At 43.7% G+C, this 22,210-nt stretch carries 10 protein-coding genes; 1 reads left to right on the top strand and 9 read right to left on the bottom strand.

Annotated features, from left to right (window positions below; translation table 11 throughout):
• Window positions 1–16: 16 nt before the first annotated feature.
• The 9 genes from ACHLI0_RS01700 to ACHLI0_RS01660 all read right to left on the bottom strand — a co-directional run bounded on the left by ACHLI0_RS01700 (window position 17) and on the right by ACHLI0_RS01660 (window position 21,651).
• On the bottom strand, window positions 17–4,435 hold the full coding sequence (locus ACHLI0_RS01700) for a hybrid sensor histidine kinase/response regulator transcription factor (protein WP_490748320.1): 4,419 nt from the start codon (window positions 4,433–4,435) through the stop codon (window positions 17–19).
• A gap of 738 nt (window positions 4,436–5,173) precedes the next feature.
• Window positions 5,174–7,822 carry a glycoside hydrolase family 2 protein gene (locus tag ACHLI0_RS01695; RefSeq protein ID WP_490748319.1) on the bottom strand — a complete coding sequence of 883 codons (2,649 nt, stop codon included), beginning with the start codon at window positions 7,820–7,822 and terminating at the stop codon, window positions 5,174–5,176.
• A 30-nt stretch (window positions 7,823–7,852) separates the two neighbouring features.
• Window positions 7,853–10,264 (bottom strand): DUF5703 domain-containing protein, encoded by a 2,412-nt coding sequence (locus ACHLI0_RS01690; RefSeq protein ID WP_490748318.1) that lies wholly within the window; start codon window positions 10,262–10,264, stop codon window positions 7,853–7,855.
• Window positions 10,265–10,273: 9 nt separating this feature from the next.
• Window positions 10,274–11,707 carry a sialate O-acetylesterase gene (locus ACHLI0_RS01685; RefSeq protein ID WP_490748317.1) on the bottom strand — a complete coding sequence of 478 codons (1,434 nt, stop codon included), beginning with the start codon at window positions 11,705–11,707 and terminating at the stop codon, window positions 10,274–10,276.
• Between the two features lie 2 nt (window positions 11,708–11,709).
• Complete coding sequence (locus ACHLI0_RS01680) at window positions 11,710–14,994, bottom strand: glycosyl hydrolase (RefSeq protein WP_490749544.1); 3,285 nt, start codon at window positions 14,992–14,994, stop codon at window positions 11,710–11,712.
• A 156-nt stretch (window positions 14,995–15,150) separates the two neighbouring features.
• The gene (locus ACHLI0_RS01675; protein WP_055217792.1) at window positions 15,151–16,665 is read right to left on the bottom strand and encodes a TlpA family protein disulfide reductase; all 1,515 of its coding nucleotides are present in this window, start codon (window positions 16,663–16,665) and stop codon (window positions 15,151–15,153) included.
• 163 nt (window positions 16,666–16,828) lie between these two features.
• Entirely contained in the window at window positions 16,829–19,480 is a 2,652-nt protein-coding gene (gene mgtA, locus ACHLI0_RS01670; RefSeq protein WP_490748316.1) for a magnesium-translocating P-type ATPase, read from the bottom strand.
• Window positions 19,481–19,600: 120 nt separating this feature from the next.
• On the bottom strand, window positions 19,601–20,968 hold the full coding sequence (locus ACHLI0_RS01665) for a sensor histidine kinase (RefSeq protein WP_490748315.1): 1,368 nt from the start codon (window positions 20,966–20,968) through the stop codon (window positions 19,601–19,603).
• Entirely contained in the window at window positions 20,965–21,651 is a 687-nt protein-coding gene (locus ACHLI0_RS01660) for a response regulator transcription factor (RefSeq protein WP_008765779.1), read from the bottom strand. The genes ACHLI0_RS01665 and ACHLI0_RS01660 overlap by 4 nt, the downstream gene beginning before the upstream one ends.
• A gap of 122 nt (window positions 21,652–21,773) precedes the next feature.
• On the opposite strand from ACHLI0_RS01660, the gene ACHLI0_RS01655 reads away from it, so the two are divergent.
• Window positions 21,774–22,190 (top strand): ACT domain-containing protein, encoded by a 417-nt coding sequence (locus ACHLI0_RS01655; protein ID WP_032840993.1) that lies wholly within the window; start codon window positions 21,774–21,776, stop codon window positions 22,188–22,190.
• Window positions 22,191–22,210: the final 20 nt, after the last annotated feature.

The raw sequence follows: 22,210 nt of genomic DNA, 5'->3' as shown, positions 1-22,210 counted from the left end.
TTTGTAATCGGTCTTTCTATCCTTTCCGCCATTCATTCATATATTCACGGGGAGTCTGATTATATTTTTTGCGGAAACACTTGCTATAGTAGCCCGAATCTTTGAATCCGACAGCAAACGCCACTTCCGAAACACTCAAATCCGTATTTTTAATCAGTTCGATCGATTTATTCAGGCGAATCTCCTTTACCAGGTCGACAGGTGCCAGTCCGGTAAGGCTTTTCAGCTTTTTGAAGAATGCCGAACGGCTCAGTCCGATGCCGGAAGCGATCGTATCAATATTGAAATCACTGTCGTCCATGTTTTCCTCGATCACTTGGTGTATCTTTTCAAGGAACTGCACATCTTTCTTCACCAGATATTGTTCGTAGCTGTCTTCTTCCGTTGTCGTCTGGTTCTCCATTTGCTGGCGGATACGTTCGCGGAACAGTTTCCGTTCGCCGAGCAACTGATCGATCCGTGCCAACAGATACTCTTTGCTGAATGGTTTGGTTATATATGCGTTCGCACCCAGAGTGATCGCTTTGGTCTTGGCACCTTCATCGTTCTTGGCTGTCAGAATAATAACAGGGATATGGCTGATCTGAAAATCCTTCCGGATAGATTGCAGCATTTCCAGTCCGTCCATTTCCGGCATCATCTGATCGGTCACTACGATGTCCGGATGATACAGATGCACTTTCTTCAGCCCTTCTACGCCGTTATTGGCTATATGGATGTTGAATTTATCTTCCAATTGCAGTTTTATCAGCTGGCACAGGTCTTTATTATCCTCTACCAGCAGAAGAGTCGGTAATGAAGCATCAATTTCCAGTTCCTCCTCCGGTTCCTTTTCTGAATCGATAACCATCTTCTTGTCTGTAGCGGCAGGAGCAGTTTCCGTATCACTGACATAGAAGTCTACTTCCGACGGACGATAATGGTCCTTGTCCAGCAATAGCTCTACAATAAACACGGCCCCCTGCCCTTCCGGACTTTCGGCACGGATGATACCGTGATGCAGGTTTACTATTTCTTTGGAAAGTGCCAGTCCGATGCCCGTACCCTGATAATGTGGATTATTCGCATTCTCTCCTTGTGAGAAACGCTCGAAAATTTCACTCAGCTTATTTTGCGGAATGCCGACACCGTTGTCTTCTACCCGTACATAGCAGGATTTTCCATCATCTGTCAATCCGGTAGTTACATAAATACTTCCACCGGAAGGAGTAAATTTGAACGCATTCGATATGACGTTGCGGATAACAATACTCAGTTTGTCCTTATCTGCCCATACCATAATCGGTTCGTCCGGCAGTTGGAATGTGAAACTGATTTCATTTTCCTCCGAAAGTACACGGAATTCTTTTTGGAAGGAAGCTATCATTTCATTGAAATCAATCAATGATACGTGCAGACGCATCTTGCCATTCTGAATCTTTCGGAAATCAAGAATCTGATTGACCAGTTGTAACATTTGGTTCGTATTCTTTTCCATCAGGTCCACGTATTGCAGTCCTTTCGGAGACAGTTCTTCCCGCTCCTTCAGTTCTTGTATCGGTCCTTTTATCAGTGTCAGAGGAGTACGAAGCTCATGAGAAATATTGGTGAAGAACTTGATTTTCATTTCCGAGACTTTCTGCTCGATATAAATGTCGTTCTTCATCTTAATCATGAAGAAGGCCAGGCGCAGACCGAAATAGAGGGCCGCGATGCCAAGGATTACATAGATAAGAGTGGCCCACCAACTCAGCCACCACGGCGGAAGAATGGTGACAGCCAATGTACATGTGGATACAAGTTCCGGATTAGCTTCATCCATCGTTTCTACACGGAATACGTAGTCTCCGGGAGGAACATTGGTATAAGAAGCAATACGGTTTTTGCCGTTATAGTGCCATTCCTTCTCATACCCTTCGAGTATGTAACGATAAGATACGCGATTCTGATTGTAGAAATTTAATGCGGCAAATTCGATTGTGAACATAGACTGATTATACTTCAATTGAAGTGCATCGGTGTATGTGATAGACTCCTGAATCGGACAGTCGTTCAAACTTCGCAGATTACGATTGGATACTTTAAAGTCTACGATACGGGTGTCATAGTTGGTATGTTGTGTCTCCAGTTTATCAGGAGAGAATGTCAGAATTCCCTGTCGCGAACCAAGCCATAAGTCTCCGTTCAATGCACGCAACGCACTGCCTTCTTCCAGTTCAACATTCAGGAAACCATCGTATTTGTCGTAGTTACGGAACTGCTCTGTCGCCTTATTAAAGCAGGACAGACCAATCTCGGTAGTAAACCACAAATTTCCGTTTTTATCTTCCACGATGGACTTGACCACATCGTTATTCATTCCTTCACGTATGCCATATGACTTGAATATCGGTTCACGTTTTTCTTTGTCATAGCGGACCAGCTTATTCAGACCTCCGCCGAATACACTCACCCAAATTTGCGAATCACTGTCTTTATATAGTACATAAATGTCATTGTCTGCCACATTAGAACGATCGCTGATCTGTCGGTACGTCTCAAACTGAATCTGTTCGGGAGTCGTAAAATGTCCGTCAAAAGACATCAGACCATCCATCGTACCTACCCAGATACGCCCGTCTTCATCTTCTGTCATTGTACGGACTTCCATATACAGACCATAAGCGGGATATTGTTTCAGTCCGTTGTATTTATGCTTGAATACAAGTGTCCCGTTTTCTTCGGAAATCAAGTTCAGCCCTCCGCCCAACAGACCGACCCAGATACGCTCCTGACTATCCTGATAAGTGAAATACACATCATTGTTACTGATAGAATTCGGATTCTTGGGATCATTCTTATAGCGGGTAAAACGCAGACCATGTGGTGAGTTCATATCCGGTTCGGCTTTGACAAGTCCGTTTCCCTTAGTGGAAAACCACAAGTTTCCTTCTTTATCTTCCATGATATGATATACGGCGCCTATCAGATAATTCTGATCCGTAAAAACCTGTTTTATCTGCCCGTTGCTATCCAGACGATAAAGTGCCTGCCAACGGGTACCGACCCAGATGTCTCCATTCTTAGCCTGATACAGTGCACGTATCCCCTGATTCCAAGAGGTCGCTCTTTCTGTGTCTACAGGGACAGGAGAAACTTCTGTCAGCAGTTGAAATTGCTTCTTGGGAAAGTTAACCTTGTATACTCCGCTGCCTGTAGATGCCAGCCAAAGAATACCGTCTTTATCCAGCAACAGATGAAAGAAGAGCTGATCGGGAAGGTCGTCGGAAAAAGGTTTCAGTTGATTGATACGGGTCATTTCCAGTTTCTCCCTGTCGAAGAGCAGAATTTCTCCACCGGGGGTGAGGAAAAACATACCCTGTTCACCGGCATCCTGCTTTTCAAAGTTACCGATGGCATTTTGTTTGGGGAAAGGAAAGCGATGATTGCTTTTGTTCAGAGGATCATAGTACGTCAATGCCTCATTACCTTCCTGAAACCAAATTTTGTCATACTTGTCATTGAATATCATTCCTACTTTTTTCCCTGCGATGGAGAACGGTAGTTTGGTCAGTTGTTTGTAGCCTATGTTATATTCATACGCACCATCAACGGTGGTGATATACATTAATCCTGATTCAGTGACCAGTATATTGGAAATCGGTTGATCAATCTCCGGTATTTCGTAGCGGTTGACTACTCCATTTTGCGGATCGACGCTATAAATATGTCCGTTCTTATCTCCCAGCCATAAGAATTTGGAACTGTAGGAAGCACAAGTGAACTGGTCCGGATTGGCAGAAACTTTCTTTTGAATAAAGTCGACAGGCTTATCTTTCAGAGCCTCTCCTTTTCTTAATGAAAGAATCTGATAGTCCATACCGATCCAATTGATAAACTCGGCAGTTTCACAAAACACATTATGCTTGAGGCGTAAGTCGTAGACGTTGACATTGGGACGCGAATCGTGCAACTGCTTCATGGTGATTTTACCGTTCTGGTCTGTATTTGCACGCAGCAGGCTTTTATCTTTGGTCAGCAGCAGTACGTCTCCGTCATCTGTCGTCTGTATCTTGATAATCTGAATGTTTTCAGAGTACTCTTTTACATCGTCATACACTGCGTGGAAACTTTCATGTTTCTTATCAAACAGATAGAGTTTGCGGTCGATAGTCTTGATCCAAAGGTATCCGTTCTTGTCTTCTACAATACGCTGAATCTTACGGGGAGGAATATCTGCGGAGTAGAATCCGTCATGATTATCATAGGAACGGAATTTGGTACCGTCGAAACTGCATAGTCCGTACCAGGTACCAAACCATACAAATCCGTCCTGCCCTTTCAGTGTACAATTGACGATATTATTGGGTAAGCCTCGTTCGGCCGTATAATGTTCAACAATCATGTTAGGGTAGGCAAAAGCACAGATTCTCGTCATCAAGAGAAACATAAATATAAAAAAGAAGTGTTTCTTCATTGTATATTGTATTAGTGGAAATGAATCTTGCATCAAAGATACTATTTTATCTTTAAAAAAGAAACTGAATTTTATAACTTATCTTTTTTATCATCGAAGATATTCATTGAAATTTCGCGAGAATTTCAGTGCTAAAGCTGAACTGGAAACAGCCCCAAAGCAATGATCCGAAGCAAAGATTCAACAAAAGCGAATGTCATATTTAAGTACTTACATTAAATGCTGTATTTCGATCTAAACTACCTCATTTTTCATTCTCAAATTCCAGTAAAGTCTAAAAATCCAGTATTAGGCTTTTCAAAAAGAACAAAAGGGGTAAATAAACCTATAAAAACTCATCTATAAGCTTTGTAACGCCTATTTGCTTTTTTAGAAACACGATTCTTGCTACCGGTTCCCACTATGTTCGGGAAATATTTCATGATAGGATATAAAAACAGAGCCTGTTTAAGGTTTATGTATATATATATCACCATTATTCCCTTTCCGTGAGAACTTATTTTCTTCATTTATGCATTTTTGAAAAACCTAATATGGACTTTTAGACTTTACTGGATTTTGAAGTCCCGAAATTAAGGTGTCAGCAAGCCAAAAATTAGCTATTAGCAAAACTGAATTAGCTATTAGCAAAACCAGATTAGCTATTAGCTTATTCATTTTTGCTAATAGCCTGTGTTCGATATAACTCAGGTCTGAAAGAATGAAGCATATTGATCTGTCATTCAGTTTCGACCAAGCTCACTTTTCTATTCCAAATTCAGTTTGTTGCCGTTCCACTTCATCCAACACCCGTTGTCGTTCTTCTTCTGTTAGTTGCACTTTGCCGTCGGTTGCATTCTCGAATGAAGTAGCTTTTACAGTTAATGAGGGTGTGTCCTGACTAATACAGTACTTCTCGTCATAACAGAAAGGAAGCTCCGCAGGAACACTTTCAAATTCCATTTCAGCGGCAGTCGGAGCCTGAGTCCCTTCAAATTGTACATGAGCTTTCACTTTAATCTTCCCGGCTTTTCGTGTGGAACGGATCAGCAGAGGAGCCGAACCGAATTCTACGGCACGAGGGTTGGCGCCGATCCTTGCGTCACCAATGATTTCTCCTTCCCCTTCTACCGTGAATACGATATTTTCCTTTGCCAGACGACGAACGTTTCCGCTATCGTCCGTCACTTCGGCAACTACTACTATAAAATCCGAACCGTCCGCTACCAAGTTTACTTTTTGAGTATCTGCATACAAGCGAAGTTTGGTAGACCGGCGGGAAGGCATTTTCTTTTGTGTGCATACTACTTTCCCGTCGATAATACCTTCGGCAACCATATTTACTTTCTGCCAGTTCTTTTGAGTATAACTGTATCCGCGCGCTTCCCAGAAATCCCATACATTTTCGAAGATGACAGGTGCGTTCGGCATATGCCCTTTGGCATGTACCACAGGTTTGGTCCATGTTTTTGTTCCATCGTAGATAGAAAGGCGGATGGAGTCACAGTTACTGAATACCACTACATCCTTATCGGAGAATTGTGACATTTCATGAGCAAGGAATATCATCGGTCCGCATTCTGCCAACGGATGTTGGAGGCTTGCCGGAGATTGGCTGCGGAACATTTCATACGCATACTTTTTCTGACGGAAAGCGTCATAAATGCCTCCCCAGTATGGATCGGGGTGATAACCACGCTGGTGATCGAATGGATGCCACTGTGTGCCACCGATAAACTGACCGGTAGTGCGGTACATCTCATCATAACTTTTAGCCAGAGAAAGTGCCTGTATCAGCAGCGGACGTTCACCCCAACTGCGGCTTGCACGGTTATTGTTGTTGTGGGCATACCAGTCATCTACGTTTTCTCCGAATTCACGGGTGAAGATGCATTGTTCCGGTTTGTCCTCCTTTTCGTCATCACCCGGCCAGCCGTAGACTACATCGTAATGTTCCTTTACACCGGCAGAATGCACATCGGCAGCGGCTATTGGACGTCCCGGATACGGATATTCTTCCTTCGTAATTTCAAGTGCCTTCAGTGCAAAGTCGAGCGGATAGCGAGTCTCATTCAGAATGGGTTCCCACATCAGCACGGAAGGATGATTGCGGTCACGACGAATCATCTCACGGGTATTCTGATGAACCAGTTCTCCGAATTTCGGGTCTTTGTTCCAGTATTGCCAGCCAGGAGTAGCGACGATGACAAACAAGCCGAGTTCATCACAGGCATCCATAAAGGATGGGTCCTGCGGGTAATGCGCTACACGGATGATGGTACATCCTGCATCACGCAGACGCTTTGCATCACGCCATTGCTGTGAATTGGGAAGAGCATTGCCTACGTATGCGAAGTCCTGATGACGATTGGCTCCGACTAATTGTCCGAAAGGTTTTCCATTCAGCCAGAAACCCTCCTTGCCACGAAATTCCGCCAGGCGGATACCGATACGGGTCGTTCCTCCGTCAATGGAACGGTTTCCTTTCTTTATGCGGGATTGTACTCTATATAGATAAGGAGCATCCGGTGACCAGAGTTTCGGATTCCTCACTTCCATCTGCTGACGGATTGATTTCTTTTCTCCGGAGTTCAGAGAAAGTTTGCCGGACGTACGTTTGATAACGTTGCCTTCGGCATCTGTAAGGGTCGTTTCTATAGTGACGGATTCCGAACGGGTATTATCGTTCTGAATCTCCGTTTCTACATATACTTGTGCGCTCTTTTCGCTGATCTTGTCAAAGTGAACGAATACGCCGCCACCGCCAACTGTGCGGGAGTCGATGGCATCGGTAATGGCAACCGGAGATTTGGCAATCATCCATACATCACGATAGATACCTCCATGATAAGCAAAATCCAGTGTGTATTGGGGCTTTCCGGGAGGGTATGATTTATCGTTGCTGTTGTCGGTATAGACGGCAAGGAGGCAGGAGTCTCCGGCTTGTACGCTGTTTGCCGTCAAGTCCAGTGTGAAAGGCAGATAACCTCCAAGATGTTCCTGGACACGTTTGCCGTTCAGGTAAAGTACTTGCTTTCCCATTGCCGCTTCAAAATGAAGGAGTACACGCTGTCCTTTCGTCGCGGTGGGAACTACAAAATGCTTGCGATACCACGCAGGACCCTGATAATTGCGGCAACCACTGCCTTCGGCGGGCATCAGTTCCACTGTGTGAGGAGTAGAAACGACCTCCCAGGAACAATCGTCAAAATTTACAGCTTCCGCCCCCCGGATATCGCCTTTGAAGAATCGCCATCCCGGATTGAAGTTATATACTTGTCGCCCGCAATCGGGAAGCGGAATAAATCCGGCAACCGATGTTTCGGGACGGTAAGTATCTGCTGCCTGCCCATCGAAGGAGAATAGCAGTAGAAATAGGGATAAGATTAAAAACGGTCTTTTATTCATAGTGCTTTTTATTTATGTATTCTTTTTTTTTTATTTTTCTATCATTATAACAATGTCTTTCTTTCTGCTTTCCGGTGACACCTTTAGGATTGTTACTTTTCCGTCTTTTAAAGTTGCTTCTACCGTCGTATTGCCCGGAGCATGGAGTTTGAAATGGACGTTCCATTCTTTGGGCCAGGCGGGGAACAGAAGTATTTGTGTTCCATTCGTTTGTAAGAGCATCTCCTGAAGTCCTATCATGCCGCTACCTCCCCAGTTGTGGTCGGGTGTCCAGTCATATCCCGGTCCCCAGAAGGCAGGAAAACGGTGGGGACCATCTGATAGCTTTGCCAGAGAAAGGCTTTTGGCTTCTTCGGTCAGCCCCAGACAGGCTGCCCAGATGTTGTCTTGCTTCCATCCGGTGTGGGAGCGGAATTTGAGTGCGTCGGGGTCATAGAAATACGTATCACGAGCTATTTCCAGATTTTCCTTGCCTACTCCGTAGATGCGCCAGGGAAAAACCGGGTAGAGTTGTGGTGTCTCTATATTGTTGATTCGTTCCCAGCTTTTGGCGGGAGAAATCGTTTGTTTCCATGCCGGAGTCATGGTAGAAGTCTGAAGATTAAGAGAATCCTTGACTTCGATATAGCGTAATGGAACCGGAGGAATTGTTTCCAGCATCTTTTGCCACTTTTCGTTGTTGCAAACCTTGATGTAAGTCTCCAATACAGTTCGCAGTGCGGCGATGGTGCTGCTGGCGTTGTTGGTCATCTTGTAAGTTTCGCAGGCAGAGCCGGGGAACAGTATCAGGTGTCCGTCACCATCCAGTGCTTTGCGTCCCCGACGGGAAGCGAGTAGCCGATAATGTTCGTCGAAAAAGGTCAGCGAACTTTCAATCAAAGGCAAATACGGAGTTATGTCGGCACCGGCATAATTCTTCGTTTCCAGAATCATCTGGCAAAATTCAAGAATAGTATCCCATTCATATTCCAGCCACGCATTGTATTCCAGTCCTTTGTCAAACCAAGCCGGACGTTTGAAACCATATTCTGCGGGATTGGGTAAGCCGAAGTTTTCTATCTGTTCACAGAAGCAGGCTCCCTCGTGTTGCCAATATACATGGCTGCGGAGTTCCGCATTCTTCAACATCCGGTTATAGAAATTGAATTGGGAAGGCATCATGTCGAAGTCACCGCTTTTCAGCATCGGCCAGTAGACAAGACGCTGATTCTGTGCAGTCATCGTTCCTCCTCCCCACTTTCGGTAGTCAGGAGTGAATGCCTGCTTCTCGTCTATGTGGCAGGGATCGAAGGTGAATAAACCACCGTTGAATTTGGTAGGGACACTGCCATAAGCATTGCAGCCCAGCATATAGCGGAAAAGAGTGTAGTTTCGGGTGATTTCCTTCAATGCATCTTTCGCGTCGCTCTTTTCTTTATTTCCAGTTTCTTTTTCTACTTTGCTGTTCTCCTTGTTTTCGGTTTCACCGATCGTTTCGATAAAACTCCGTTGCCAGAAAGCATTCCACCATAGGCGGGTTTGTTTTTTATCCTGTGATACCACTTTAGACGATATCTTTCCTTGTGGGGCAATTCGTTGCCAGGCTGTTTTCAGACCTTGCTCCCATTGGGTGACGGTTTCCGTCTGTTCTGTGTGTAACACAACTGAGAAATGATGCTTTTTAGAAGCTTTCAGAGAACGAAATCCCCAGGCGCGGTAATCAGTTCCGGCATATACACTGTCTGAAGTGCCTATATATTCCAAATTCTCTCCTGACAGATACCCTCCGAAAGTCAGATTTTTAAGAGGATTCATCATCTGCGACTTCACTTCATTCATCCCTTGCTGGGCAACTGCCACGTCAAACACTGTCTCTTCCGCATTACGATGATAAAACAAAAGGCGTTTACTATCCTTTTCGGATGAATTCTCCAATGAAATGAAGTCGGCATGCGTCATCGTTCCTTTTGGAGGAGCCCACTTATAGGAACATTGCTGCCCCTCTCCTTTTCTGATCAGCCGATCCTGGTATCTCCAGTTTTCATAAAAGATTTCCGCCTGCAAAGACCGGTCATTAACCACTTCGATGTGTACTACCGGATGAAAGACATCTGCCCAGAGTTGTACTTGTGTCCCTTCGGCGGAGATTTCAACATAACCGTCGATCAGCTTTAATTCCTGCCGGAAATCCTTTGCGTCTTCAAAAGGATTGGGAGATAACCGGAGACGAAAACGTCCCTGCTTCAACTGACAGTTGTTTTCATCGAACGTACCGCTTCTGCTCAGATAAAACAGTATATCCCCCTCTTCTACCCATACATTCATGCCGATATCTCCCCCGCCGCATGGCATCGATTCGGAGGAATTCCGGCTGGGAGTATCCCAAACGACATTGGCATGCTGGCTCCAAAGAACCGACACGCCAACGAATATCATTGCTATAGCCAGATAAAATCTCTTCATATTTTCAAATTACCAGTCGTCCGAACGGAAAGACCCCAACGGCAGCCCATCACAATATACATCTCCTTCCACATAATTCTCAAATCCATAGCGGACAGCTACCGGATGCGGAACTTTATCACTTTTTACTAGCATTTTGCTGCGTTCGATCCATGCTTTCGCCGGGTAGAATACTTTGTCTTCACCTGCCACCTGAAAGTTTTTCGATTCAAAACAGTTTTTACCGCTGATCCACATATTCGCACGTTCAAAGCTGACGACAATAGTGTCATTCTTGATTTCAATACTTTTGTAATAAGGGCTTTCTCCGTTTACTCCCTCTATTCCGTACGTCTTTGTCAGTGCAAGGAGTGCCAGACGCTCTCCGGCAGCCTGTTTCTTTGCGGGATGAATTCCCTTTTCCATTCCAGCATCCAGCAGTACAGCCATACCGCTGTTAGACACACGATGTTCTACCTTTGCCTGTGCTTCCCGTAGATAAGCAGAATTAATCACCTCTTTACCTTTTTCAGTGATAATACCATAGTCATAAGGAGCTATCTGACAATAGTAGAAAGGAAAATCACCTTGTTTCCATTCGGCACGCCAACCGTTAATCAATGTGGTAAACATATCCGCATAGGTATGGGCACGATTCCAGTTATCTTCTCCCTGATACCAGATCACTCCTTTCATGGTCATGCCGATCAATGGATGCAACATACCATTATAGAGTACGGTCGGGGTACGGTTTTTCGATTTGATATCAGCTTCCGATTGAGGTATCTTTGCATCCGGAAATGCTTTCAGCCAATCGGCAGTCATCCATGCCTCACAAGCAGAACCGCCCCATGCCGCTACTACGAGTCCTACCGGAACTTCTAATATTTCATTGACCAGTCTTCCGAAATAATAGGCCGTCGCACTGAAATCACGGACACTGACCGGAGCCGCTTCTTTCCATGAACCGACTACGTTGTTCTGAGGGGTAATGGTAGAAGTTCGTTTTACCGTAAACAGGCGGATATGAGGATTTTTGCTGCGAAGAATATCCATATTGGCATTCTCTACAGGTTGGTTCTTGAATCCTTTCATCGGCATTTCCATGTTGCTCTGACCGGAGCACAGCCATAATTCGCCTATCAGAATATTATTCAGTGTCTTTTGGGTTCCATCGTCGAAAGTGATGGTATACGGTCCGCCGGCTTCCGGAGTGGAGACTGAAAGTTTCCATGAACCGTTCTTGTCTGCTGTTACTGCATATTGTTTTCCGTTCCAGCCGGTAGTGACTGTTACTTTCTTGTTCGGAGTTGCCGTTCCCCAAAGGTTGGCATTGGTTTGTTGCTGCATCACCATGCCGTCAGAGAAAATAGCGGGCAGTTTCACTTCCGCACGCATTGACAGGCAGGCAGCGAGCAGAAAGCTTGCTAATACTGTGCTTGTTTTAATTCCTGAACTTTTCATTCTTATTTGTTTTTATTCGCTACATCAAAATTCAAAGGTCCGAGCAATCCTGCAGGAAGCAGGGTGTTTTCTGCTCTCCGGTATTTGGCATTCGTCCATATTTCATCGAAAGGAGCTTTTCCTTCATCGGCTCCTTTGAGTGCATTCGCCCAAGTATTGGTTACTTCAATTTCCAGTTCATTCACACCTTTCTTTAAGGCTGCCGTAATATCAGCCCGATAAGGAGCTGTCCATATCGTTCCGCAATCTATGCCGTTCACACGAACAGTAGCCAGATCACATACTTTTCCCAGATTCAGATATACTTGTTGGTCTTCTTTCACTTTACTTTTCCAGCGGAATGTTGTTTTATACACTGCTGTTCCGGAGTAATAGCGTATTTGCTCATCTTCTTCTTTGCTCCAGTCAAAGAGTTCCTGTCTTTGGATAGTCTTACCGTTTGCTGTAAAAGTCACGGTATATTCTGTTGCTTCCAAGCCTGTCTCCGAAGCTTCTTTTACCGAATCCTTCTTTTCCTTGCGCTCTTTTTCCGAAGTTTCCTTATCATCTTCTTCTGCAGGGTATACGATGAAGACAGACTCATTCGGAGCTAATGTTAAAGTGATTTCCGTACGATGGCTTTTTTGTTCGTAAGGAATGTCAGCGTTAATCTCACCCGTCACCGGATTCCAGCATTCCGGCTTTCTGCCGTCGATGCGCATACTGGCGGTAAATGTACGTGTTTCTTCCAGTTGGTTGGCGATAAAATAAATATCCCCCTGTTCTCCTTGCCGATGTGTCCAGGCAATGTTTTCCGGTACGATCAGATCACGTTCCAGACCGTATGAGGAGAAATCATCTTCTTTATATGGAAGAGAAGGAATCAGTATGCCTGCTTCTTTCAGTTCATTTATCTTTTGTTTTACTTCCGGAGACAGTTCTGCGGGGTCCGGATTCATCGGACGTGGAAGTGGTAATACTAACACTTTGTAACTGGCTCCACCCGGTAATGTCATCCTGCCGTTTTCCGCTTTAGCCAAACGGAGTAACGCGTCTTTGTTAAAGCTGTCATAAGCATATCCTCGAAGTGGATTTACCCACTTTTCAGGATCAGCCATATTGGCGGAATGTGTTACGCCTACAGGACGCACACGTAAGGGTTGTCCTTCGTTTGCCAAACGGATTCGTTCGCTTTCCACCCGCTCTGCACCGAAGATGCCCGGTAAAGAAGGAACTAAACGTTCCGGCAATATCGAACGTCTTGGCATCTCTTCTCCTGTAAAAACTGCAATATCCGCCACCGGATGCCCGTATTGCAGCAATGATTGGCAACGGGTGATGTATTCACAGAAAGCCTTTGCACCCTTATTCCACCACGTCTGGTCACGCTGGAAGAAAAGGCCGATACCATCCAAAGTCATTCCCGGTTTGCGGTCCAGCCAAGGATTATGGACATATACATGGAAGAAAAGGCGGTTGATGCCTAAAGCATAGTTGCGGTCCAGTAAGGCTTTCAACATTCCCGGATGTTCGTTCCATGTTCCGCGTACTTCCGTGAAACCTTCTGCCTGGATGATATTCTTGCCGTAGATATGCGCTCCGCTGATGGCATCCAGCATATCATTCGGTTTGTCGTGGGTTGGGCTGTTCAGCCAGAATTCTCCCATGGGAAGGTCTACTTTCTGATAATGCAGTAATCCGTCACTTACCATGGTAGGCGCTACGCATTCGGCTGAGAACTGGCAATCATATTCTTTCGCACAGTCGGCCAAGACTTGATAGAAAACATCGACGACCAGTTCACCTATCGTTGTGCGGACATCACGCAGAATCTTTTCGCTTCGTTCGGCACTCTCCATCGGAATACCTGCCAACAATGGTAAATAAGGCATCAGGTCGTATCCACGGCGTTTCCGGAATTCTGTGGCAAAAGTATTGCTCCAGTTCTGGCTTCCGCATTCCCAACTATCCACGTGCATGTATTTTAATACACGGTGGGCAACGTCCGGATTTGTCTTTACAAATGCTTGCGCAAACCAGTTGTCGAACTGCTTGCGAACAGCTCTTGGATTAAACTTATCGCATTCCAGTCCTTTTCCTCCTCCGGCAGTTGCGTTCGTATGTCCGGTGGCGGTATGTCCCATGCGGAGTAGTTTCCACTTTCCTTTGGGGAGAGTAGTTGTCAGTGTTCTTTCTTTAAAATTGTCGCTCGGACTATTTTTAAAGGGATCTGTCAGGTTGATAATCTGTGAAAGGGCATAGCAATCTTGCTCCCCTATTTCTTCTTTCTTCGTGGAAGGGGCTACACGCCATACCAGTCCAGCTTTACCTTCCCACTGATCCAGTCGGGCTTCCCGGTGCAGACGCAGTTCCTTGATTTTCAGATTTGGTTTCCATTTTGCGGCATCCATATCTTCACTTCCCGGTTCACTGCCTTCGGGTGTCCAGTAGAAGCGGAAATAGCGGGCAGTTGTAGCAGGAATTGCATGAGTGGAATTTTCATCTGTATTCTGCCATCCCTGGCGTGCAGGGACGAGCTGTTTCACCAAACGGTAGTTAATCCCATCATCACTTGCCATCACTTTCAAGCGGTGCGCCTGATAATTATTGCCACTTAGAATGATTTCAATATTGCGGCAGGTGAAAGGCTGTTCGTATTCATATTGAATATAGCAGGGATATGATGAACGGATGACTCCGGCATCATCCATGTTCACAGTCTTCTTGATGTCAATATGATTTCCTGTGGCTATATTGGCACAGGTTATTTTGGCCGGCATAACGTCTGCCGCTTCTTCTTTTACAGGCAGGGCAAATAAAGAAATATCTTCATAAAAACCTTCGTATGCCTCCGGTTGCGGTAAGTGTAGTCCTTTGATTTTGCCACCATCAACGATTGTATCACTCCAGACTACCTTTTGCATCGATTCTTTCGGAGTCATCCACGGACCACCAGCCAATGCGAAACCATCACAAATATGCATTCCTAACTTTAATCCCAAGCGGTCGGCTTCTTCCATGCTGAAACGAACCATTTCCCACCATTCGGGTGTTAGTTGTTGCGCCTTTCCATTGTATTGTGGGCCTTCTTTGATACCTTTGATAGGCATCAGATAAGTACCTCCCAGCCCAGCACGTTTCATTGCTTCCAAGTCAGCCGTAATCCCTTCTTTGGATACGGCTCCAAACATCCAGTACCAAAAAGTCCAAGGCTTTGCTTCGTCAGACGGATTTTGGAATTGTTCGCGAAGTGAATGTGTTTGCAGAGCATTGGCAGGAGATATAGCAGTGCATGCCAATAATGAGATTGCAAATATTTGTTGTTTCAGTCGGCTTTTCATTCTAATCTATATTTTTACTTATAGATAAGACGAAAAACGGACTGTTTTGTACTCACAGTATTCTCCTTGCTCAAATTAAACTATTTAATTTCTTAGGCAGTATTGCTTTCTACAAAATAAGTCTCATTTCACCGCTTCTTCTATTCGGGATACTAACTGCGGATTACTGGGACGTGCCGCAGTTCCGAAATCAATAATCTGCCCCTTTCTATTTATTAATACATAGTAAGGCATCCTGTCTATTTTCCATTGCTTACGAATTTTCTGATAGTTATCTATTCCCAAATAATCAGTCACATGAACACATTCAATTCCCCGGTTTTTCAATGAATACTCATTCAGGCATTCCTCCCATTGTTCTTTGGGTTCACTCACACAAATGGAATATATAATCAAATCATCTGTAGAGAATTTGCTGCGCAATTGTTTTAAAGGTTCCATTTCTGCCAGACAAGGAGGACACCATCTGGCCCAAAAGTCGAAATAAATCACTTTTCCACGATTCTTTTCGAGCACATCATAGACAGGTTTCATGTATGGCATACGTGTTGTATGCTTTGAGTTCTCATGGAATTCGCCATATAATAAATTGTCGGAAACAGGCTGTGGATTTTTTAGATACGATTTGGTCTGATTATAGATCTGCATCACCTGTGCACGTAGATGTGACATTTTAACGATTGAGTCAAACTGTGTACGTTTTTCGTGAAAAGCAAGTGTGTCATTAGTACATAAAGAACCGGCTATCAACTTAGTATATAAATACTGATTCATCTCACTCTCCCCCATTGTAGCCATGATCTCTTCTATTGAAGGATTCTTTTTATCTCTGAAAGCGATCCCATAAGCAATATATCTTTCTGCTTCATCAGCAACATCGTATAAGCGTGCCGAGAGTATACCTTTAGTATATAGTCTATTGATTTCAGGTAAAAGTGTATGATAACGGTCCATCTCTTTTCTCGTTTTAAACAAGTATGACATACCATTGAATAACAGCGCATAATAATAATCCTGCTTCAGCAATTCTTCAGTAAACAGTACTACATCTTCCATTGGCTTGTACTTCACCAGATACTCATTCCTACGTTCCAAACGAAAATTATAATCCTTTTTTAATTCAGCCTCAAAATCCTTAACGTCTGATTCCGGTTTCATATTGTAATTCTGTATATAGTAATATGCACTTTCAGTGAACGCCAATATCTCCTGATTAAGCTTTTCGGCATCACCTGTCACTTTAGGATGAAAAAGATCTTTGAAGTCTATTTCTACATGTATGCTGTCTCCCGGGTGGATATAAAGATGTTCTGCATAGTTGCGGATAGAAACCTCCCTTAATTTGGCATAAACCGGAAAGCGGAAAGAGAATGAACCATCTTTTTGTATGGGCGAACGATACTGATTTCCCATATCTCTGAAAAATGGGATAATGAGAGTCAGTTCCTTTTCCTGAGGATAGAAATCCCGGTTTAGAACTTTGCCTGTAATGACTGCTTCTTCAGCATACTCTTCCAATGAGGGATTGCTTTCCTCTGTTTGTGCAGAAGATTCGGACTGGAAATTACTCTGGGCTTTTTGACGGCATCCGGCAAACAACAAGGTAATTATTATCAGAAAGTATAAACTGTGTTTCATTGTGTTTGAATATTAGTATGTTCGTAAATCTAACATTTAAGAGTTCTTGCCTCTAAATGTATGAAATTATTTTTAGAGGCAAGAACTTTTGACAGGTTATCTGTCTCAATTTTAGATATTTCACATTATATATACATAATTTGTGGGATAAACAGGCCGAATGCTATAGCCAACGTACAAACTTCCTGATATACCAGTTCTTTACCAATTGCGTCAGGATACAATAGGAAAGCAAAATACCAATCAGCCAGGGAAAATAACCCAAAGGAAGAGCCGTCAGGCCGATGGAACGTCCGAAAGCTGTGAAAGGAATAAGAATGCCTACTGCCATAATTAAGAACGTCAGCCCCATAACAGGCCACGTGGCCCGGCTTTGTATAAATGGTATCTTACGGGTACGTATCATGTGGACAATCAATGTTTGGGATAACAAACCTTCTACAAACCATCCGGTCTGAAACAAAGTCTGATGTTCGGGACTGTTACAACTGAACACATACCACATGACCAGATAGGTAGCAATATCAAAGATAGAACTGATAGGCCCTATATAAATCATAAAGCGACTCAGGTCGGATGCATCCCATTTGCGCGGTTTCTTCAGAAATTCCGGGTCCATACGGTCGAATGGAATGGTTGTCTGTGATATATCATATAATAGGTTCTGAATCAGCAAATGTATCGGCATCATGGGCAGGAACGGCAGAAAGGCGCTTGCAAACATCACGCTGAACATATTGCCAAAATTGGAACTGGCAGTCATCTTTATATACTTATTGATATTACCAAATGTCTTTCTACCTTCGAGTACGCCGTCTTCCAATACCATCAAATCCTTCTCCAGCAAGATGATATCCGCACTTTCTTTTGCTATATCTACTGCCGAATCGACAGATATGCCAATATCTGACTGACGCAAGGCGCCTGCGTCATTGATGCCATCTCCCAGAAAACCAACTGTATTACCTTGCTCCTGCAACAGAGAGATTATTTGCGTCTTCTGCAATGGAGTGAGTTTGGAGAATAAAGTGGTGTCTTTTACTGTTTCTTTCAATGTTGTTTCATCCATTTCCTCCATTTCTATTCCGGTAAGGGAGTGCCCGATATCAATCCCCACCTGACGGGCAATAGCTTTCACTACGGTATCATTGTCTCCCGATAATATTTTGACTGCTACTCCATGCATATATAATTGTTCGATGGCTTCAGCGGCAGAAGGTTTGGGAGGATCAAGAAAAGCAAGATATCCGATCAACACCATTTCCTTCTCATCTTCGATGGCAAAATTACACTCTTTTTCGATGAAACTTTTCTGGGAAACCGCCAATACTCTCATACCTTGCCGGTTCATTTCCTCACTGATCTTTTGCGCTTTTATTTTCAAGGAGTCAGTCAAAGGATGTATCTCTCCGTCGAACTCGGCATACAAACAGACATCGAGAATCTCTTCTACCGCTCCTTTGGTAATAATTTGCCGCTTCCCTTGCCTGTCTTCTATAACGACAGACATCCTTCTGCGTGTAAAATCGAAAGGAATCTCATCGACTTTGGTATAGGCATCCTTCAAATGTTCCAGATTCAACTCTCTTACATGAGAGAGGATTGCCTTATCCATCAGGTTTCTCAAGCCGGTCTGAAAATAACTGTTGAAGTACGCGTGACGAAGAATACGTTTACTGTTGTCATCGCTGCCGTCTGCATTGATATACTTCTCCAACACAATTTTATCGCAAGTCAATGTGCCGGTTTTATCAGTACAAAGTATATCCATTGCTCCAAAATTCTGAATGGCATTGAGGTTCTTTACGATTGTTTTCTTTTTGGACATGGCGATTGCTCCTTTAGACAGGTTAGCCGTCACAATCATAGGTAACATTTCGGGAGTAAGACCGACTGCCACAGATACGGCAAAAATGAAGGCTTCGAACCAGTCACCTTTCGTAAAACCATTCACGAAAAACACGAACGGAACCATGACCAGCATAAAACGAATCAATAAAAAGCTGACCTTGCTGATACCTTTATCAAAGGCTGTAGTGGCACGATGTCCGACCAGACTTTTGGCTATCGTACCCAGATAGGTTTTATTCCCCGTCTCAAAAACAATTCCTTTTGCCGCACCGCTAATCACATTGGAGCCCATATAGCAGATATTATCCAACTCTATAACACTTCCCTTACGAAACTGTTGTCCCCGTACTTCCGGAAACTTTTCTATCGGTTCGGACTCACCCGTCAATGAAGCCTGACTGATAAACAAGTCTTTTGAATCGATGATACGTATATCGGCAGGAACCATATCACCGGCTGCCAGGTACACAATATCTCCCGGAACGAGTTCTGTTATATCGATCTCTTCTTCCTGTTCTCCGGCACGTTTTGCCAGACAAGTGTTTTTTACCATCCTCATTAAAGAATCTGTAGCTTCACTTGCTCTCCATTCCTGCCAAAAACGAAGAATAGCACTGAATAATACCATGGACGAAATAATGATTACCCCTGCCCATTCTTGCTCTCCGGGTTCAGCCATCAACACATCCAGAAACAAGGATATGATGGCAAGTCCTGTCAGAACGCCTATGAAAGGATTGATAAACGTTCTGACAAACAGTATAAACGGATTCTTTTTCTGTTCATGGATGACTTCGTTTCTTCCATAAATGGATTGTCGCTCCTGTACTTCTCTCAGCGTTAGTCCAAGCTTTGTAGTCTGCAAACAGGAATAAATTGACTTACCGGGTTGCGTGGCAACCAAAAATACTCTCTCTGAATTGAATGTGTACTGTGATGAACGCAGTTTTTTCTTCCAAACCATACTCTCTATTTTTTTTAAGTTACTAACTGCATTTATTAATTCGATGCAAAAGTAAGGAGGACTTCGGGAGGAAGCCGTTAGAGAATGATTAGAGTGGTATTAGAAAACTATTAGAGTTTCTTAGATATGCGGGAGTTTTACCACAAAGGTAGTTCCCTCGTCCTTATGAGAAGCTACGGTAAGTTCGCCTTTGTGAAGGTGGATGATTTTCTGTGTCAAAACCATACCTATACCATTTCCGGGAGCTATATTCTTATTGTCTCCCCGGTAAAACAGTTTAAACAGGTTTTCTTTGTCTGCATCGGACATTCCTACGCCATTATCAGACAAGCGGATAATAGCCCATTGTTCCCAATAAGCTATCAGGACGGATGAAGTCCGGTTGGAAGAGTACTTGCAGTTATTCTCTACCAGATTCACAAAGGCAGTAGTCAACAGATAGCTGTTTCCAATTACGGTCAGCACGTTATCTTCCTCAGCTTCCTGCTCAAAGACTAATTCGATATGATAATCCGGATGGGCTTTTAAGACTAATTCTCTGGCATCCAGCAACAGTTCATCCAACCGGACCTCTTCCATTGTAATCTGTTCCGACTGATAGTCGGCTTTTGCAAGATTCAGCAATCCGTCGATCAGGTTTATGATCCGTCGGGAATCTTGTAGTGCATTGCCGATAGCTGCCTGATATTGTCCGGAGGTGCGTTCTTTCAACAGGGCCAGATCCAGTTCGGCTGTAAGGGCTGCCATAGGTGTACGTAATTCATGAGATACATTGCTGACAAACATCTTTTGCGAATTGAAGGACTTCTCCAAACGTTCCAGCAGTGCATTGAATGTAATACTCAGTTCTCCTAGTTCGTCCTGTTCGTTTTTCACTGGCAGTCTTTTGTCGATATGTGAAGCGGTGATTTTCTCCGCTTCTTTCACGATATTGCGTATAGGCTTTAAGGTGCTTCGGGAGAGGATATAACCGACAATCACCAACATGGTCAATCCTCCGATAAATAACAGAATGAGCATATTTCTCAGTGCATCCCGGTTAGCGTATCCATAGCCATCATAGGCAGCGGCAGTGACAATGTAGTCTTGTCCTTCAAACGGATACACAAGTCCTATTGCCTGATATTCGTCCACATAGAAACTGATATTCTTTCGTTTCAGAATACGTTTTACCATTTCGGGTGTTTCCTTGACTATGTCGTTTTGAAGGGCATCATGATATAGTATTTTAAAATCTGTAGTATAGACGGCTACCTCTACTTCATTAATAAACTTCTGATTATTCAGGTAAATAGACTGCATCGTTTTTGCATCTACCTGATTATTAAGAAATAAGTGGGCTTTGGTTATAGCTTCACTTTGCAGGTTGCGAAAGAAAGCATTGCTGCGCGAATGCTCGCTTACGTAATAGACAGCTATGACAAATGCGAAGAATACCGCAGCTGTAATGCCCGCATATTGCAGAGTCAGCGTTGCCCGGATTTTCATAATTTGTCAGTCAGTATGAAACCCATCCCTGCTTTGGTATGAATAAGTTTCGGTTCAAAGTTACGGTCTATCTTTTTGCGAAGGTAGTTGATATATACATCAATGAAGTTGGTTCCCGTATCAAAATGTGTGTTCCATACTTTCTCCGCTATCTCTACCCGGCTCAATACTCTTTCGGCATTTTCGACCATATATAACAGCAGGTTATATTCTTTCGGAGAAAGTTTAATGGAAACGTTATTTCGTTCTACGTCCTTCCGCTGAAGATCAATGCGCAGATCCGCATAAACAAGTTCCTGCGGCAATTCCGGTACATTTCCTGAGACACGTTTCAATAGAACTTTGATTCTGGCATTCAACTCTCTGAAATCAAAGGGCTTCACCATATAGTCGTCTGCACCGGCATCGAAACCATCCAGCTTATCGTTCGTTGATCCTAATGCCGTCAACATTAATATAGGAATACGGGGATTGGACTTACGGATTTCTTTCGTCAGCTCAAATCCGTCCATCTTAGGCAGAACAATATCAGATATAACCAGATCGAACGTATGTGCCTGAAAAAGCCGCAGCCCCATTAATCCGTCATAAGCTACCATGGTCTGATAACCATTTTCTTCCAGCCCGTTCATCAGCAAACTTGCCACTCTGGGTTCGTCTTCTATAATTAGTATTGTGTACATAGGAAAGAACTCGTTAATCTGAATCTATAAAACGAAACAAAAATAATGATTATTCCTCACTTATGACTCTTTTAAACCATTTTATATTTGCTATATTTGCGCAATTATCATCAGTTGAACTTATGTCAGGTATTAAAGAGTTAGAACTATTATTATCCAATATGGAGCCTGTGTTGGATGAGCGGGATTTTGTTTTTTGTTCTTTCCCAACGCTCGATTGGGATCAAATGCGGGAGCTGAACCCCATCGGGATTTTCCATGAGAAAGAGGGTGTAACCTTCATTCTTGACACGAAAAATGCTGTAGACAAAAAGATAGATTACCTGTCCGTTTACAGACTTATCACTCTCAATGTACATTCAAGTCTGGATGCGGTGGGGCTGACTGCTGCCTTTTCTGCCAAGCTGGCAGAAAAAAATATTAGTGCTAATGTGGTGGCGGCCTATTATCATGACCATATCTTTGTGCCTGAAGAGAAAGCGGAACAGGCTTTGGAGGCTATTCTTGAATTACAAAAAAAGGTACCCAACGCAATGTGAGTACCTCTTTATTTCATTTA

The organism is Bacteroides sp. RCH18 (assembly GCF_058231005.1).
Note: the sequence above shows the minus strand (reverse complement) of the source record. Positions and strands in the feature narration are given on the sequence as shown.

Excerpts from the sequence above, each read along its gene's own strand:
- ACHLI0_RS01655 (WP_032840993.1), top strand. The coding sequence starts at position 21,774 with ATGTCAGGTATTAAAGAGTTAGAACTATTATTATCCAATATGGAGCCT.
- ACHLI0_RS01660 (WP_008765779.1), bottom strand. The coding sequence starts at position 21,651 with ATGTACACAATACTAATTATAGAAGACGAACCCAGAGTGGCAAGTTTG.
- ACHLI0_RS01685 (WP_490748317.1), bottom strand. The coding sequence starts at position 11,707 with ATGAAAAGTTCAGGAATTAAAACAAGCACAGTATTAGCAAGCTTTCTG.
- ACHLI0_RS01690 (WP_490748318.1), bottom strand. The coding sequence starts at position 10,264 with ATGAAGAGATTTTATCTGGCTATAGCAATGATATTCGTTGGCGTGTCG.
- ACHLI0_RS01695 (WP_490748319.1), bottom strand. The coding sequence starts at position 7,822 with ATGAATAAAAGACCGTTTTTAATCTTATCCCTATTTCTACTGCTATTC.
- ACHLI0_RS01700 (WP_490748320.1), bottom strand. The coding sequence starts at position 4,435 with ATGAAGAAACACTTCTTTTTTATATTTATGTTTCTCTTGATGACGAGA.
- mgtA (WP_490748316.1), bottom strand. The coding sequence starts at position 19,480 with ATGGTTTGGAAGAAAAAACTGCGTTCATCACAGTACACATTCAATTCA.
- ACHLI0_RS01665 (WP_490748315.1), bottom strand. The coding sequence starts at position 20,968 with ATGAAAATCCGGGCAACGCTGACTCTGCAATATGCGGGCATTACAGCT.
- ACHLI0_RS01675 (WP_055217792.1), bottom strand. The coding sequence starts at position 16,665 with ATGAAACACAGTTTATACTTTCTGATAATAATTACCTTGTTGTTTGCC.